This is a genomic window from Acinetobacter sp. ANC_7553 (genome assembly GCF_056779895.1).
Genome location: NZ_JBWYIV010000016.1, coordinates 1 through 16,097, shown reverse-complemented (window position 1 = coordinate 16,097; position 16,097 = coordinate 1). Strand labels below are relative to the sequence as shown.

At 37.4% G+C, this 16,097-nt stretch carries 17 protein-coding genes; 7 read left to right on the top strand and 10 right to left on the bottom strand.

Features of this window, described 5'->3' with window-relative positions; genetic code table 11:
- Positions 1-6 precede the first annotated feature (6 nt).
- The 8 genes from AC1M9I_RS12465 to AC1M9I_RS12430 all read right to left on the bottom strand — a co-directional run bounded on the left by AC1M9I_RS12465 (position 7) and on the right by AC1M9I_RS12430 (position 6,427).
- Complete coding sequence (locus AC1M9I_RS12465) at positions 7-1,194, bottom strand: vWA domain-containing protein (protein ID WP_481611121.1); 1,188 nt, start codon at positions 1,192-1,194, stop codon at positions 7-9.
- Between the two features lie 8 nt (positions 1,195-1,202).
- Positions 1,203-2,054: an AAA family ATPase gene (locus tag AC1M9I_RS12460; protein ID WP_092768445.1), complete on the bottom strand. Its 852-nt coding sequence runs from the start codon at positions 2,052-2,054 to the stop codon at positions 1,203-1,205.
- A gap of 29 nt (positions 2,055-2,083) precedes the next feature.
- Entirely contained in the window at positions 2,084-2,455 is a 372-nt protein-coding gene (locus AC1M9I_RS12455) for a hypothetical protein (RefSeq protein ID WP_035266633.1), read from the bottom strand.
- A 34-nt stretch (positions 2,456-2,489) separates the two neighbouring features.
- The gene (locus AC1M9I_RS12450) at positions 2,490-2,795 is read right to left on the bottom strand and encodes a YcgL domain-containing protein (protein WP_035266558.1); all 306 of its coding nucleotides are present in this window, start codon (positions 2,793-2,795) and stop codon (positions 2,490-2,492) included.
- Between the two features lie 129 nt (positions 2,796-2,924).
- Complete coding sequence (locus AC1M9I_RS12445; RefSeq protein WP_481593970.1) at positions 2,925-4,067, bottom strand: ribonuclease D; 1,143 nt, start codon at positions 4,065-4,067, stop codon at positions 2,925-2,927.
- A 209-nt stretch (positions 4,068-4,276) separates the two neighbouring features.
- Positions 4,277-4,873: a recombination mediator RecR gene (gene recR / locus AC1M9I_RS12440; protein WP_481593960.1), complete on the bottom strand. Its 597-nt coding sequence runs from the start codon at positions 4,871-4,873 to the stop codon at positions 4,277-4,279.
- 12 nt (positions 4,874-4,885) lie between these two features.
- Complete coding sequence (locus AC1M9I_RS12435; RefSeq protein WP_035266548.1) at positions 4,886-5,215, bottom strand: YbaB/EbfC family nucleoid-associated protein; 330 nt, start codon at positions 5,213-5,215, stop codon at positions 4,886-4,888.
- A 24-nt stretch (positions 5,216-5,239) separates the two neighbouring features.
- The gene (locus tag AC1M9I_RS12430; RefSeq protein WP_481595203.1) at positions 5,240-6,427 is read right to left on the bottom strand and encodes an O-succinylhomoserine sulfhydrylase; all 1,188 of its coding nucleotides are present in this window, start codon (positions 6,425-6,427) and stop codon (positions 5,240-5,242) included.
- A 141-nt stretch (positions 6,428-6,568) separates the two neighbouring features.
- Between AC1M9I_RS12430 and AC1M9I_RS12425 the strand changes: the two genes are divergently transcribed.
- The 6 genes from AC1M9I_RS12425 (at position 6,569) to ppk1 (ending at position 12,886) form a co-directional block, all read left to right on the top strand.
- Complete coding sequence (locus tag AC1M9I_RS12425) at positions 6,569-7,663, top strand: alpha/beta fold hydrolase (protein WP_092768451.1); 1,095 nt, start codon at positions 6,569-6,571, stop codon at positions 7,661-7,663.
- 5 nt (positions 7,664-7,668) lie between these two features.
- On the top strand, positions 7,669-8,538 hold the full coding sequence (locus AC1M9I_RS12420) for an NAD(P)-dependent oxidoreductase (RefSeq protein ID WP_481593962.1): 870 nt from the start codon (positions 7,669-7,671) through the stop codon (positions 8,536-8,538).
- An 83-nt stretch (positions 8,539-8,621) separates the two neighbouring features.
- Positions 8,622-8,888: a YARHG domain-containing protein gene (locus AC1M9I_RS12415; RefSeq protein ID WP_035266544.1), complete on the top strand. Its 267-nt coding sequence runs from the start codon at positions 8,622-8,624 to the stop codon at positions 8,886-8,888.
- Positions 8,889-8,917: 29 nt separating this feature from the next.
- Positions 8,918-9,331, top strand: a complete 414-nt coding sequence (locus tag AC1M9I_RS12410) for an HIT family protein (protein ID WP_092768455.1) — start codon at positions 8,918-8,920, stop codon at positions 9,329-9,331.
- A gap of 219 nt (positions 9,332-9,550) precedes the next feature.
- Positions 9,551-10,642: a porin gene (locus AC1M9I_RS12405; protein WP_481611120.1), complete on the top strand. Its 1,092-nt coding sequence runs from the start codon at positions 9,551-9,553 to the stop codon at positions 10,640-10,642.
- A 177-nt stretch (positions 10,643-10,819) separates the two neighbouring features.
- On the top strand, positions 10,820-12,886 hold the full coding sequence (ppk1, locus tag AC1M9I_RS12400) for a polyphosphate kinase 1 (protein WP_481611119.1): 2,067 nt from the start codon (positions 10,820-10,822) through the stop codon (positions 12,884-12,886).
- 10 nt (positions 12,887-12,896) lie between these two features.
- Here ppk1 and ybaK read toward each other — a convergent pair whose 3' ends face one another.
- Complete coding sequence (gene ybaK, locus AC1M9I_RS12395) at positions 12,897-13,367, bottom strand: Cys-tRNA(Pro) deacylase (RefSeq protein ID WP_481592275.1); 471 nt, start codon at positions 13,365-13,367, stop codon at positions 12,897-12,899.
- 268 nt (positions 13,368-13,635) lie between these two features.
- Here ybaK and AC1M9I_RS12390 point away from each other — a divergent pair, with 268 nt between their 5' ends.
- Positions 13,636-14,121 (top strand): lytic transglycosylase domain-containing protein, encoded by a 486-nt coding sequence (locus tag AC1M9I_RS12390; RefSeq protein WP_373683363.1) that lies wholly within the window; start codon positions 13,636-13,638, stop codon positions 14,119-14,121.
- A gap of 26 nt (positions 14,122-14,147) precedes the next feature.
- Here AC1M9I_RS12390 and AC1M9I_RS12385 read toward each other — a convergent pair whose 3' ends face one another.
- On the bottom strand, positions 14,148-15,500 hold the full coding sequence (locus AC1M9I_RS12385; RefSeq protein WP_481611118.1) for an MFS transporter: 1,353 nt from the start codon (positions 15,498-15,500) through the stop codon (positions 14,148-14,150).
- Positions 15,501-16,097 lie beyond the last annotated feature (597 nt).

Below are 16,097 nucleotides of genomic sequence, written 5' to 3'. Positions count from 1 at the left end.
AAAAAGTTAGCGCGAGAGGAATTTAGTTATATCTTCAATGCCTTTTAAAGTCATTGGATACATATGATCTTCAAATAATTCTTTGATCATTCCTATCGTTTGAGTGTAATGCCAGTAATTCTCAGTTTCAGGATTCAACCAAGCCGTCTTTTCATAATGCTGGCGCAAACGACGCAACCAAATTTCACCCGACTCTTCATTCATGTATTCGACAGAACCACCAGCAGATTTTAATTCGTATGGCGCCATACTTGCATCACCAACAACAATCACTCGATAATCTTTACCATAGGTATTAAATAAATCTAAGGTATTCATTTTTGTCGAAGTACGGCGATGATTGTCTTTCCACACGTAATCATAAAGACAGTTATGGAAATAGAAATATTCTAAAGTCTTAAATTCTGTTTTGGCTGCACTAAACAGTTTTTCACATTGTGCAATATAGGCATCCATAGAACCGCCTACATCGAACAACATCAAAACTTTAATTCGATTACGACGCTCTGGCACCATCTGTACATCAAGAATTCCCTGCTTAGCCGTTTCGCGAATCGTTTGATCTATATCAAGCTCTTCTTCAGCACCTTGACGCGCAAATTTTCTCAGACGACGCAACGCCATTTGCATATGACGTGTTCCCAAAATTTGATCATCATCAAGATTTTGGTATTTACGTTGTTCCCACACTTTCACCGCAGATTTTTTACGTCCCGGCCCTCCAATTCTCACCCCCTCTGGGTGATCACCAAAAGCTCCAAACGGTGAAGTGCCACCAGTGCCAATCATACGATTACCACCTTGGTGTTTTTTATGTTGCTCACGCAAACGCTCTTCCAGCATTTTCATGAGCTCTTCTAAAGAACCTGCTCTTTGTAGTGCTTCACGTTGCTCTGGCGTTAAGTGTTTTTCAAGGAGTTCTAAATCAAACCATTCTTTAGGAAGTTGATTAACTTTACTGAGTAAATCATCTACATCAAAGGTTTGAATGCCCTGAAAATAATCCTTCATAGCACGATCATACTTATCGAAGTAACGCTCATCCTTGACCATGACTGTCTTCACAAGCTGATAAAAATCATCTTGATCTGCAAAAACCAAACCTAGACTAATTGCTTGATTTAAATCAATCAGCTCGCGCGTCGTTACGGGAATTCCGTATTTTCGCAAGGTGTAAAACAGTCTTACGAACATAGTATCACCTATCGACGAGTCATAAATGCGAGGCGCTCAAGTAGCTGCACATCTTGCTCATTTTTGATGAGCGCACCATACAGCGGTGGAATTGCTTTTGACTTATCATGGTTTCTTAAAATATCTTCAGGCATATCATCAGCCATCAATAAGCTTAACCAATCAATTAATTCAGAAGTTGAAGGTGGCTTCTTAAGACCAGGTATTTGGCGAAGCTTAAAGAAGACCTGAAGTGCCTCACTGACCAATGTCGTTGAAATTCTTGGAAAATGAACTGCAATAATTTCACGCATGGTCTGTTCATCTGGGAATTCAATATAATGAAAGAAACAACGGCGTAAAAAAGCATCAGGAAGTTCTTTTTCATTATTTGAAGTGATGATCACAATTGGACGCTGTGTTGCAGTAATTGTTTCACCAGTTTCATAAACAAAGAATGACATTTTGTCTAGTTCATGAAGCAAATCATTTGGGAACTCGATATCTGCTTTATCAATCTCATCAATTAATAAAACGCAACGTTCTTCAGAGGTAAATGCTTCCCACAATTTACCTGGTTTAATATAGTTTTTAATATCATAAACACGCTCATCACCCAATTGACTATCGCGTAATCTTGAAACGGCATCGTATTCATAAAGACCTTGTTGAGCCTTCGTCGTTGATTTGATATGCCAAGTAATCAGTTTTAAACCCAGGCTATCAGCAACTTGTTCAGCCAATAATGTTTTACCTGTACCTGGCTCACCCTTCACTAGAAGAGGCTTTTGCAACGCTCGAGCGGCCTTCACAGCAAGCTTGAGACTATCTGTGGCGATATATTGATCAGTACCCGTAAATTGATGTGCATCAACAGACATAATGAAACCTTATTTTTTTATTTGGATAATTAAAGTGGTGGTGTCTTCACTGACGATGTGTGTCTCGGATTCTTTTGTTTAGAAGCGTACTTAGACCAGAAATAACCTGCCAATAACCCTAAAGCAATAACAAAGGCAATCAATGAGAAATTGGACCAGATCAACGGTGAATCTTTTGTTAATACCCCAAAGATCAAACCAAAAGTAGCGGGTGCTAAGGCGGAATTGGGACCTTCAGAAATCGTTGGTGTTGCCAAAATAGCAAACACAAAAATCCATGTCACTCCACCTAAAGGTGAAGGTAGGCGTTTCGCTATGCCGTACCAACACCACAGAATAATCAAAGTTCCGAGAATATAGACGGTAATTGCAATGTTATATTCTGGAATTGAATCCAACATTGAAACAAACTGATCCCATCCTCCAACTTGATTATCACGCACCGCGTAGTCCCTCTGGCTCTACCGCATTAGGATTGATCAATCCTTCAGGCGGCAATTGTAAAAAGAATCCTTTCGTCTGAATTGAATCCATCACATGTAAAACATTTGCACGCGCCAATTTGCGTTCTGCATGTAATTCCAGTGACATCACAAATGTCGCTCGGCCAAATGCATTTTTCATTGCATCAGATAATACTGATAACGGATCAACAGCTTCTTGGTTTTCCGCTTGTTCAGGACGCGCAACGTAAATATACATTTCGTCTTTCTTACTAGATTTGTAGATTTCACACCACATGATTCAAACAACACCTTTTAAACTCAAAGCAAAGCATACATCAAAAAAAACAGCGAAACATTAGCGTTTGTTAACGCATCAGTCTAGTTTAGGATGACTGGTAATTCTTTAATCAAATTTTGAGAGAAGTCATTCATTGACTTTCATTTGCATACTCAAATATTGTGCATCTTTATGAAGCAACTCAATTAATGGCTTCGTCAGTAAATCATAACGCCAACCAAGTAAATACTGAGGTAAATCTTGTTCATCGCCATGAAAAACCACATGCTGATATAAAGCACCAAGCCATTTTTTTCGCATTAACACTTCTTTGGGGATCACCAACTCTTCTGCAAGATTACCAATCATGTTATCAACATCATGGGTAATATCTTTAGATGAATGTTTAATTGGTCGAGCAATTCGTAATGGCCATTCTTCCATTGGGGGCAGCAACGCCATAATATCCAAAATCGTTTTACCGTGCTCACGAACCACATTCGGACGAATATTTTTAACTTGAGATAATTGGAAGGTATTTTTTGGATTTTTTTCCACCAAATCAATCATAGTGGCATTTTTCAGAATAAAACTTCGAGGCTGATTTAAAGCCTTCACCATTTCTTCACGCCAAACACTGAGCAATTGTAGCTGCATTAACTGCTTTCGAGAGTGTCTATAATTTCCGACATCTTCGTATAGTTTCTCTTTCGGTGTTTCTGTCGCAATCTCAAGCGTGAGGCTCTTACAGTCCTCTAGTACATACTGATAATGCCCTTTTTTCTCTAATTCATTTTTTAGCACATCGGCTAAATTCATAATATATAAGACATCATTCGCTGCGTATGCTTTTTGCTCTTCAGTTAAAGGACGTGCAAGCCAATCTGAACGTGTTTGATCTTTATCAATTTCTATATTTAAAATTTCTTTAAGCGCATTTTGATAACTGACCTGTAATCCGCGTCCGAGAAAAGACAAAGCCACCTGAGTATCAAATACATTATTAAGATGATTGCCTTTTGAATAATGGTAAATCAGATCAATATCTTCACCACAAGCATGGAAAATATTTTGCTTTGCAGCAAAAACTTTAGGCCAGAAACTCGAAAAATCTAGACGTGTACCGTCTAATAAAAACACCTGATCTGCGACATTGATTTGCAAGACACCCAATTTTGGCCATAGTGTATCAACTTTGATAAATTCAGTATCTAAACCATAAACATCTTGTTGACTCATTAGTGTCAAAACATGCTCGAGTTCTTTTTGCTCTTGGATAAATTGAAACATCATAAAAAACAATGTGCTAGATTGGTATCGAGATGTATTTTAGCTTAAATTATCAATTTTAAATATAAATTTTCAATTAAAGCGTCAAGCAAATCTATGTATACACTGTAAATAGTTATAGAACATGAAAAATTTAATATTTTTTTCGACTAAAAAACTATTCCGAAAAGTGATATTTCTCTAATCAAAAAAATAAGCACAATTTGTGCTTATTTCATTTGCATACGATTATGAACTGCTTGGCTTAAGGTATGACTATCGACATACTCAAGCTCCCCCCCTTGTGGTACACCTTGAGCAATACGCGTCATTTTGATATTCAAATGACGTGTAGCTTCAACCAAATAATGTGCCGTAGCCTGTCCTTCAACCGTTGCATTGGTAGCGAGAATAACCTCTGCTACCTGACCTTCAGCTAAGCGTTGAACTAATGCAGGTATGCCAACCTCTTCAGGCCCTATACCATCTAAAGGAGATAAATGCCCCCCCAATACATGATATTTGCCTCTGAAACTTCCACTTTGCTCAATTGCCATCACGTCTGCAGGAGATTCAACCACACAGAGCAAGGTATCATCTCGGTCTTGCGACAGACAAATGTCACACACCTCATTCTCAGTCAATGAGTGGCAAATAGCACATTCATGGATATGATCAGCGGCATCGCTAAGTGCTTCAGATAATGCCAAAGCACCCTGCTTATTCTTCATGATCAAATGCAACGCCATGCGCTGAGCCGACTTAGGCCCAACGCTTGGTAAAATTCGCAGTGCTTGGACGAGTTGGTCAAACCGTTCGCTGAACACTCGGCAATATCCTTAAAATAAACCTGACAAGCCAGGAGGTAATCCCATACCACTATTTGCAGACTTCATTGTTTCTTCTGAAATTGCTTCTGCTTGGCGTGCAGCGTCATTCATAGCAGCTGCAATCAAATCCTCAATCATATCTGGATCGTCTTGAAGTAATTCTGGATTGATTTCAATGCGTTTTACCACATTACGGCAAGTCATTGTCACTTTTACCAAACCACCACCAGCTTCAGCATGCACTTCTTTCTGTGCAAGCTCCTCTTTCGCTTTCTTGATGTTGGACTCTACTTCCTTTTGCATGCGCTGTGCTTGTTGCATAAGCATGTTAATGTTCATTTGTATACTCCGAACAAATTTAAATTAGACTAAATCAAGACCACGTTGAATGTCTGCAATAATATCATCAACGTCTTCCAAACCTACTGAAAGACGAATTAAACCTTCTGCAATGCCAGCTGCAGCCTTCGCTTTATCAGACAATTTACCATGAGTAGTCGTTGCAGGATGAGTAATCGTTGATTTTGCATCCCCAAGATTCCCAGTAATAGAAATAAATTGAGTGTGATCAATCACTTTCCAAGCAGCTTCTCGCCCACCTTTTACCACGAATGAAACGATACCACCAAAACCTTTTTGTTGCTGTTTAGCCAAATCATGACCTACATGATCCGCTAAGCCAGCAAAGAATACTTTCTCGATTTTATCGTGCTGATGAAGCCACTCAGCAATCTTTTGTGCACTTTCAGAATGAGCCTTCATACGTAGACGAAGCGTTTCCAAACCTTTTAGGAAAACCCAAGCATTGAACGGACTCATAGAAGGCCCAGTTGTACGAACGTAGCCAAAAACTTCTTCAAGTAATTGATGATTACCTACGACAGCACCACCCAACGCACGACCTTGACCATCTAGATATTTTGTCGCTGAATAGACAACTAGATCCGCGCCCAATTTTAATGGTTGTTGTAGCACTGGCGTACAGAAACTATTATCAATTGCGAGTAAGGCATCATTTTCATGCGCGATATCTGCTAATGCACGAATATCAGCAATTTCCGATAATGGATTTGACGGAGATTCTACAAATAGTAGTTTAGTTTCTGGTTTGATCGCAGCTTTCCAAGCATCTAAATCTGTTAAATCAACAAAATTGACAGTCACACCAAACTTAGAAATGTATTTTTCAAATAAGGCCACGGTTGAACCAAATACTGCTCGAGAACATACAACATGATCACCAGCCTTTAAGAATGACATCGCCACCGCCATGATCGCAGCCATACCCGTACTTGTTGCCACTGCACGTTCAGCACCTTCCATTGCAGCCAATCTTTTTTCAAACATTGCGACTGTTGGGTTTGTAAAGCGAGAATAAATATTACCGGGCTCTTTCCCAGAGAATTTAGCTGCTGCTTCTGCTGCATTTGCATATACAAATGAAGAAGTTAGAAACATCGGTTCAGCATGCTCACCTTCAAAACTGCGCGTATGACCTGTACGAAGTGCTAATGTATCAAGTTGGTATTCAATGTCGTCTTGCTGGCTCATTGCTCTAAATCAGTCCTAAAAACTGCCTTTGTGAATAATTGCCAACATTTTGAGCGCCCAAAGCATTTAAGGTCAAGGTAAAATATATAAATATCGCTTAGACTTCGTTCAAATCACATGCTTATGAGATCTTCAACCTTCATGGAACATTTAAAAACTAACTGGCGTTCTAAACAAAGCAAGTTAAAAAATTTAGGGACACGCATTTTTTACGGTAAATCTTTGGTTTTATCTCAAGCAACGCCGTATGAAGTGATAGGTACTCATAAATCGAGTAAAATTCGATATTACGCATCTGAAAATAAAAAATATGTTGAGCCATTGGTCTTTGTCGCGCCTTTAGCGATCAAGATGGATATTTATGATCTTTATCCATACCGTTCTCTTATCAAATATTATACAGAGCAAGGTTTTGATGTGTATTTATTGGATTGGGGACACTTTAGCTATAAAGATCGCGATCTCAACTTTTTAGGTTTTATTGATGATGCAATCCCGAATTGTATCGATCAAATACGCACACACGCTAAATCTGATCAAATTTCTTTACATGGCTGGAGTATGGCGGGAATATTTGTTCTGTTGTACACAGCGCTCAGACAGCCGAACCATGTAAAAAATCTAATCGTTTTAGGTAGTCCAATTGATAGCTTTGCTTCAGGTAGTATCGGAAAGCTATATGCTAAGATGAATCGCTATCTTGAAAGAACTCGTCTACTCAAACATAAAGTTTATAACGGTCGTATTCCTAAGCGCCTCATTCACTCCCCAGGTATTTTAAATGCAATTGGATTTAAAATTTTAGATCCAAAAGGTTGGTATGAAGGCCATAAACAATTATTACTGAATCTTGATGATAAAAAACTTTTGCATGAACATGCCACTTTAGGTTATTTCCTCAATCATATGATTGATTATCCTGCTGGGGTAAACCAAGATATGTTATTCAATGTCTGGTTAAGAAATCCGCTAAAAAATGGTTATATCGAACTTCAAGATAAGAAAATCGAATTAAAAAATATAGACTGCTCTCTTATGATTGGCGCGGGTTCAAGCGATCAAATGGTCACAGCTGATGCTGTTAGACCATTGACTGAATTGACAAATAGTCGTGATGTCACGTTTACTCTTATTCCTGGTGGGCATTTAGGTTTAATGTCGAGTCAAAAAAGTGCCGATCAATTTTGGCCTGAACTTGCTCACTGGTTAGCAGAGCGTTCAACACAAATAGAGTAAAGAAAATGACGACAGTTGCATTTATTGGATTAGGCGCAATGGGTTACCGTATGGCAGCTCATTTACCCAAACACTATGAATCAGTTTTGGTATGGAATCGAAATTTCGAGAAAGCCAAACAACATGCAACTGAATATCAAACACAAGCTGTATCACTTCAAGAAGCTGCCCACGCTGATATCATTTTTAGTTGCTTACCAACGAGTCAGCAAGTCAATGAGATCATTCATCAAGTCGACATTAAACCTGGATCAATTTGGGTAGACTGCACCAGTGGCGTGCCTGATGCAGCTAAAGCACAACAAGCTTTTTTAAAATCAAAAGGTGTATTTTTTCTAGATGCACCTGTTAGCGGACAAACTATTGGTGCTGAAAACGCGACTTTAACCTTCATGGTAGGTGGTGAAAAAGTTGCTTTTGAAGCTGTATTACCAGCGATGCAAGCCATGGGTAAACTGATTAAGCATGTAGGAGACTCAGGATCTGGTTTTGCTGTGAAAGCAGTGAACAACATGCTCTTGGCTGTCCACTTATGTGCCGCTGCTGAAGGTTTTACTGCACTTAAAGCGCATGGTGTGGATTTAAATGAAGCATTAGAGTGCATCAATGCTTCAAGTGGTAAAAGTGGTGTGACTGAAAATGTATTGCCTCAACGGGTATTAAATCGAAGTTTTCCAAATACTTTTGCCTTACCGTTACTGAGCAAAGACACTGGTATCGCAGTAGACCTCATTCATCAAGCAAAATTATCCGCACCTGTCATTACGCTTACTCAAAGTCTAATTGGTGCTGCTAATGCAATAGCTGAACCTAATAGTGATTTTTCGACAGCAGTTAAAATGTACGAATCATGGAGCAAAATTACCTTAGAATAAATTTTCGCCATTGAATTCACATATAAAGCCCATATAATTGAAATGTGACAATATCAAATGTCCATTTCTAAATGAGGATACTCATGAATAAGTTTTTATTAGGTTTAATTACTGCTGTATCTGTTTCAGCTGGGGTTAATGCTTTTGCCGATACTACAAAAGAGTGTGAAAAACTTAAAGATGATTACAACATCATCTATGCATCAAAAGGCTTCTGTTTTAAAGATCCAGATACTAAGGCAAAGTTCGGCAATGAAAATTGCAATACAACTAAACCTAAGTTCTCAGAAAAAGAGCAACAAAAGCTTGACTCCATTAAGCAACGTCAGAAAGAATTGAACTGTAAATAATTCAATCTAATTACATTCTGGGAATAGTTATGGCTTACGATGATCAAAATATTTTTGCAAGAATTCTACGTGGTGAACTTCCTGCAATTAAAGTGTATGAGGATGAGCAAGTTCTTGCATTTATGGACATTATGCCTCAGGCAGATGGTCATACTTTAGTCATCCCTAAATCACCTGCCGTAACTTTACTCGACTTAGATCCAAACACTGCAGCGTACACGATTCAAATCGTTCAAAAAATTGCAAAAGCGATTGAAACAGCACTAGATGCAAAAGGTATAGTGTTGATGCAGTTATCTGGTGCTGCAGCTGGGCAAACCGTGCCTCACGTTCACTTCCATCTTATTCCAAGTTCAATTCATGAACTGGGTAAACACGCAGCACAAATGGGTGATCAAGAGCGTATCAAGGCTTTGGCTGAGAAGATTAAAGCTGCTTTATAACAGATCCTCATAAAAAAAGGAGCTTTGCCTCCTTTTTTTTGTTTTATGCCTTTTGATTACTATAAATTGTTTCTATCCATTTTCATGATAATGAAATAAATTCTTAATATTACTGACTTATTTGTAATGAATACTTAGCACCAATAGAGAACAGTAGTTACAAAAAAACTACTGATCATGATTATTAGGACAATAAATCAGTCTTTACTGGAGCTAGAAATGAAAAAAACACTTTGGGCATTAGCAGTTGGGGCAACACTAATTACACCATCAATCGCAATGGCAGCCGACGTTAAAATTTATGGTCGTGCGCATGTTTCATTAGATTACCTTGATGATGGTAAAGATTATAATGAAGTGGGTTTATCATCTAATTCATCTCGTCTAGGCTTTAAAGTTGAACAGAAACTAGAAAATGATATGACTGTTTTTGGTCAAATTGAACAAGAAATCAACTTTGCTAGCGGTGGACAAAATTCAGGTGTTGATTTTGCAACACGTGATACATTTGTTGGTTTAAAAGGTAATTTCGGTCAAACTCGTGTCGGTCGTTTTGATAGCCCTTTTAAAATAGCACGTGGTCCAGTTAACTATTTCGGCGATCAAGTAGGTGATTTACGTAATGTAACACGTGCTGGTGACTTACGTTTTGATGAGCGTAATGAAAATACCATCGAATATAAATCACCAAAATTCGGAAATGGGTTCAATGTATTAGCAGCACTTTCATTGCACGAAAGCAATTCTCCAGGCTTCACGGAAACAATTGTAGATAAAGATACTGGTGAAGTTATTCAAAAGAAAGGCGACTCTAAAAAGAATAAAGCTTACGATCTTGCATTGACCTATAAAGAAGGTCCTGTTGATTTCGCAGCTGCTTATGAACACTATGAAGAAGATGCGACTCGCGGCGAACGTGATGGCTTCCGTTTAGCTGGTGCTTATAAAATCACACCTGAGCTAAATATTGGTGTTTTATATCAATATATGACTCATGACAATGACGTAAAAAATCCTGATACACAAGTCATTGGTGTTGCAGCTGATTATAAATTTGCACCAAAAACATATATCCGTGGTCAAGTGATGCACCGTGATGTAGATGCTAAAGATGCGAACGCAACACTCATTGCTTTAGGACTTGAACATCGTCTTGATAAAGCAGTTCGTGTTTACGGTAACGTCGCAACTGTGCTTAATGACAAAAACTCAAGCCTTACACCGTGGGAACAAGCACGTACAAATAATGTGAAGGGTTTCAAAGGTGAGGATGCTTTAGGTTTATCTTTAGGTTTCCGTTACGATTTCTAAGCCCTAATTGATTTAAAAAAAGCACACTTATTGTGTGCTTTTTTGATTAAAATAAAATAAATCCAATTATATATATTTATCGAATATATACCAATCAATGTAATATTACTGTCACACATCAAACGTACCATCGCTGCAAGGTCTTTCCTGACGGCTCAAAAAGCAATAATTGGTACTATGCACTCTCTTGAAAACTTTCAACACAATTCAGACACTTACATAAATCGCGAACTTTCATTATTAGAATTCCATAAACGAGTTTTAGCTCAAGCTAAAGACCCTCACCACCCCTTATTAGAGCGACTAAATTTTTTAATCATCTTTTCTCGGAATTTAGATGAGTTTTTTGAAATACGCGTTGCTGGACTTTTAAAACAGATCGAATTAAATCAAATAACAACCGCGCCAGACGCTATTCCCAATGAAATTATTTTAGAACAAATATCTAAAACAACGCATCATGCAGTTCAAGAACAATATCAGATACTTAATAAGGAGCTCATTCCTCAGCTTAAATCTTATGGTATCGAATTTATCCAATATCATGGAATTTTAGATAAATATACTGAATGGATTCAAAACTACTTCAGTAAATTTATTCAACCAGTAATCACGCCCATCAGTTTAGACCCTGCCCATCCTTTTCCCCGTTTAGTCAATAAGAGCCTTAATTTTATTGTCACACTTGAAGGTAAAGATGCTTTTGGTCGTCAGATTGAGCTCGCGATCGTACCTGCACCGAGAACTTTGCCAAGGGCGGTCAAAATTCCTGATGACTTATGCGAAGGTCAGCAACATTACATCCTGTTGTCAGCTATTCTGCAACAACATATCAATGACTTATTTCCAGGAATGAAGGCGACAGGATGCTACCAATTCCGTGTTACACGCAATGCTGACTTAAATTTAGCTGACGATGTAGACGATCTGGCAGTTGCTCTTAAAGATGAACTTTCTTCGCGAAGATTTGGACGTGAAGTTCGACTTGAAATTGATCACAATTGCCCAGAAACGATTAACCAATATCTACTTGATCAATTTTCTTTAGAACCTTCACAACTCTATCGTGTTCAAGGTCCTGTAAATTTAGCTCGATTATTTTCAGATTTTGATTGTCCAGATTTGAAGTTTAAACCCTATCAACCCGTAATACCGAAGATATTAAGACAATCAAAAAGTATATTTGATGTATTAAAACAACGTGATGTCCTTTTACATCATCCTTTTGACTCATTTTCACCCGTCATCAACCTGTTAAAAGAGTCTGCAAAAGACCCTAATGTCTTGGCAATTAAGCAAACTCTTTATCGCAGCGGACCAGATTCAGAGATCGTTCAGGTCTTAGCAGAAGCAGCACGAAATGGTAAAGAAGTTACTGCGATTATTGAATTACGTGCTAGATTCGATGAAGAATCCAATATCATGGTCGCCAACCTCCTACAAGAAGCTGGAGCTGTTGTTGTGTATGGCATCGTGGGCTATAAAACTCACGCTAAAATGATTCTGGTTGTTCGTAGAGAAGCAGATCATCTGAAACGGTATGTTCATTTGGGAACTGGCAATTATCATGCTGGTAATGCAAAAATGTATACCGATTACGGTCTTCTGACCACTGATGATGACATTTGTGAAGATGTCCATAAAATCTTTCAAGAATTGACAGGTATGGGAAAAATGGCAAAGCCTAAAAAGCTGTTCCATGCACCTTTTACCTTGCATGAACAGCTTTTAAAACTCATTGCCAATGAAATCCACCATGCTAAGTCTGGTCATAAAGCGCATATTATTATCAAAGTTAACGCTTTAACTGAACCACAATTAATCGCGGCACTTTATCAAGCGTCAAATGCAGGTGTTCAAATCGATCTGATCATTCGTTCCATCTGTTCATTAAGACCTCAAGTACCACAGTTATCAGAAAATATCCGCGTCAGATCCATTGTAGGACGTTTTTTAGAACACACACGGGTCTACTATTTTCTAGATCAAGGCAATGAGAAATTATATTGTTCAAGTGCAGACTGGATGGGACGTAATTTATTTTCAAGAGTAGAAACCTGTTTTCCGATTGAAGATAAAAAACTAAAGAAAGCGATTATTAAAGATGGTCTACTGAATTATCTGAACGATAATCAACGTGCTTGGGAATTAGATCAAGAACATCAATGGAACAAGGTATGCCCAACTGATGATCAAGAAATTTTTATCGCTCAAGAATATCTAACCAATCTACGTCAAATGTAGTGATCAAACATTAAGTGTGATCCACAATGTCCTTAAATTGAGCATCTAATACTTGGGCCAATGATTGAGGATCTAATCCGATATCTAGCCCTCGTTTTCCACCACTCACGTACACCTTTTTAAGAGAACTTGCCGATTGGTGAATGACTGTCTTAAGTCGCTTTTTTTGAGCAATTGGACTAATCCCACCCACTAAGTAACCGGTCAGACGCTCAGCCACTTTCGGATCAGCCATTTTAAGTTTTTTACAACTGAAAGCATTCGCCGCCTTTTTTAAATTAAGTTGATGGTCCACTGGTAAAATTGTCACAAAATAATTGACATCATCTGTCACTAGAAGTGTCTTAAAAACTTCATGTACAGATAAACCCAATTTTTGAGCTGCTTCTAAACCAAAACTTTCAGCATTAGGATCATGTTCGTATTCATGAACAGAATAATCTATCTTTTTGTTTTTCAGAAATTTACAAGCTGGCGTCATGATGATTTCAGGCATTTAATAATGGCATTATTATAAGAAAATATTGAAGCAATTTTAAAGTTTTTTGATCTATTTATCTTATTCATCAATATATTGCAAAACTACAACACTCCACTTTATCTAGGGCTTGACCCCAATCACCAGCTTACTTATGATTTTTGCAAATTGAATTTGAACGGTTACTATTTTGCTTTTTTTACAACGTTTACAATCACCTCCCCCATCCTTTACTTTCCTTAAATATAGTTTAGTTCTATCATCGTGTATCATGTTTGTTGGTTGCTCATCTTTAGGTGGTGGTTCAGTACAAAAACGTGCGGCAAAACTTTCAACAGGTATTCAAAAGGCATACTCTGTACACCCAGACACCGCAAATAGGGTTTCACCACTAATTGTGCAAAGTGCGCAACAATTTGATGTCGACCCCCTGTTAATGGCCGCTCTTATTCGACAAGAATCGAGTTATCGAAATTACGCAGTATCACCAGCAGGTGCTGTAGGTCTTACTCAAATTATCCCTAGATATTGGCAGCAATCTTGTCCAGGTGACCTTTTTCAAGAAAATATTAATATACATTGTGGGACTTTTATCTTATCAAAATATAATCAATCTGCTGGTAGCTGGAAAAAAGCACTGGCCTATTACAACGTTGGACCTACTGGATACAACACAAATCGAAAAATGAAAAAACAAGGTAAACGTTATGCCAAACAGGTTAAAGAGCATCAAAAAATTTTAAAATCACATTTATAAAAAAAGCCTCTTATGAGGCTTTTATTCTACTGTGTAATTGAAGATGCGATTTTTATTTTTTCAGGAACTGTTTCAATCACTTTTGTCCTTTTAATACAGAATACGGCTATTGCACCAATTACTGCTGGTATAGCAACGGCAATGAAATTCCATTTGTGCGGCAATTCCATTCCTAAAAGAATACCAATGACAATGGGGCCGACAATTGCACCTATACGCCCTACTGCTGAAGCCCAACCAATCCCAGTTGAACGTACAGCAATTGGATAAGATTGCGCTACATAGCTATATATTAAAATACTTGTACCAATTGATGCTGCACCAGCCAATGCCACAAGTAGATAAATAACCATTGGCGGCGAATTGAAACTTAATCCAAATAAAGCAAAAGCTCCAATTACAAACATCGAAATCACTACAGGTTTGAGATGAAATTTGTCTGCTAGAATTCCACCACCAATAGTACCGATGACAGCGCCAATATTTAATGAAAGTAAAAACGTTAAACTACTTCCCAAAGAATAACCTGCAGCCATCATTAACTTTGGTAACCAACTTCCTAATGCGTATGTCATTAAAAGACACATAAAAAAGCAGCACCAAAATAACAACGTCGTTGTCGCTCTATTATCAGTAAAAAGAGATTTAACCGATGCATCAGGTAGTTTAATTTCGTTAAGAACCAAATGAGTTGTAGAATTAACATTTAAATCTGCGTTGATCTTATTAATAATTCCTGAGGCAGGTTCATAATTTTTTTGTTTCACTAAAAATGTTAGTGATTCAGGCATATACTTCCATATAAACGGTAATACTAATAATGGAATTCCTGCAATAAAGAACATAATCTGCCAACCAAATTCAGGTGTAAATTTTACACCCAATAAAGCCGCCATAATTCCGCCAACTGCATAGCCACTAAACATAATCGTAACTAAGGTACTTCTCAATTTTTGTGGTGCATATTCAGAAGTTAAAGTTACTAAATTTGGCAAAACACCGCCTATACCAAGTCCAGCAATAAATCTTAAAATTCCAAATTCTGTTGGATTACTTGCGAATCCTCCTAAAAAAGTAAAACCACTGAACAAGGTTACACAAATTAAAATAACTTTTTTTCGACCAATTTTATCTGCCAACATACCAAAAAGCATCGCACCAAACATCATTCCCGCTAGCGCTGTGCTCGCTAATAACCCAGCTTGGACAGAAGTCATACCCCACTCTTGCATAAGTAGTGGCAACGTTACGCCATTAATTGCTAAATCATAACCGTCAAAAATTACGATAAATAAACACCATAATACGATTGATAAATGAAAGGGTTTAAATTTTGCATTATCAATTACAGCATTCACATTCATTGTCTGCGCTGTCATTTTTATCTCACCTCCAATTGTGAGTATTTTTAAAATAATGAACCTGGATTCATATTTTATATAAATGCATTAAATTAGGATTTTTGTCTATACAACTTTCTAGTGGATTATTCATTTAATAGATTGATTAATAATTCAATTGGCATAAAAAATCATGAAAATTCAAGTTTTAAGAGTTTTATATTTATTCTTAGTTACTAAGAATGAATTCTTATATAACCTTTCGACTGAAATCTTGATTTTTAATACTCAATCTGCAAATTAGGATTGGCATTTTATTTAATAGTCAACTTTGATGCTCTTTGTAAATAAAAATTTCATTGTAAATCATTCATTTTTTGAACCATTCATTATTGTTTATTATTTAGCTTTTCAACTAATTAGTTGGGTTGTTTTTATGATATTAGCCTTATCACTAAGGCATTTATTGTTTAGCATAAATTAACTGAATGGAGCTTCTTATTTAATTATAAGGGTTTAATTATTTTGAAATTCAATTTTTATATATATAAAAAAACACCCCCTTCTATTGAAGGGGGTGTTTAGAATAATGAGCTGGCGATGACTTACTCTCACATGGGTAACCCCACACTACCA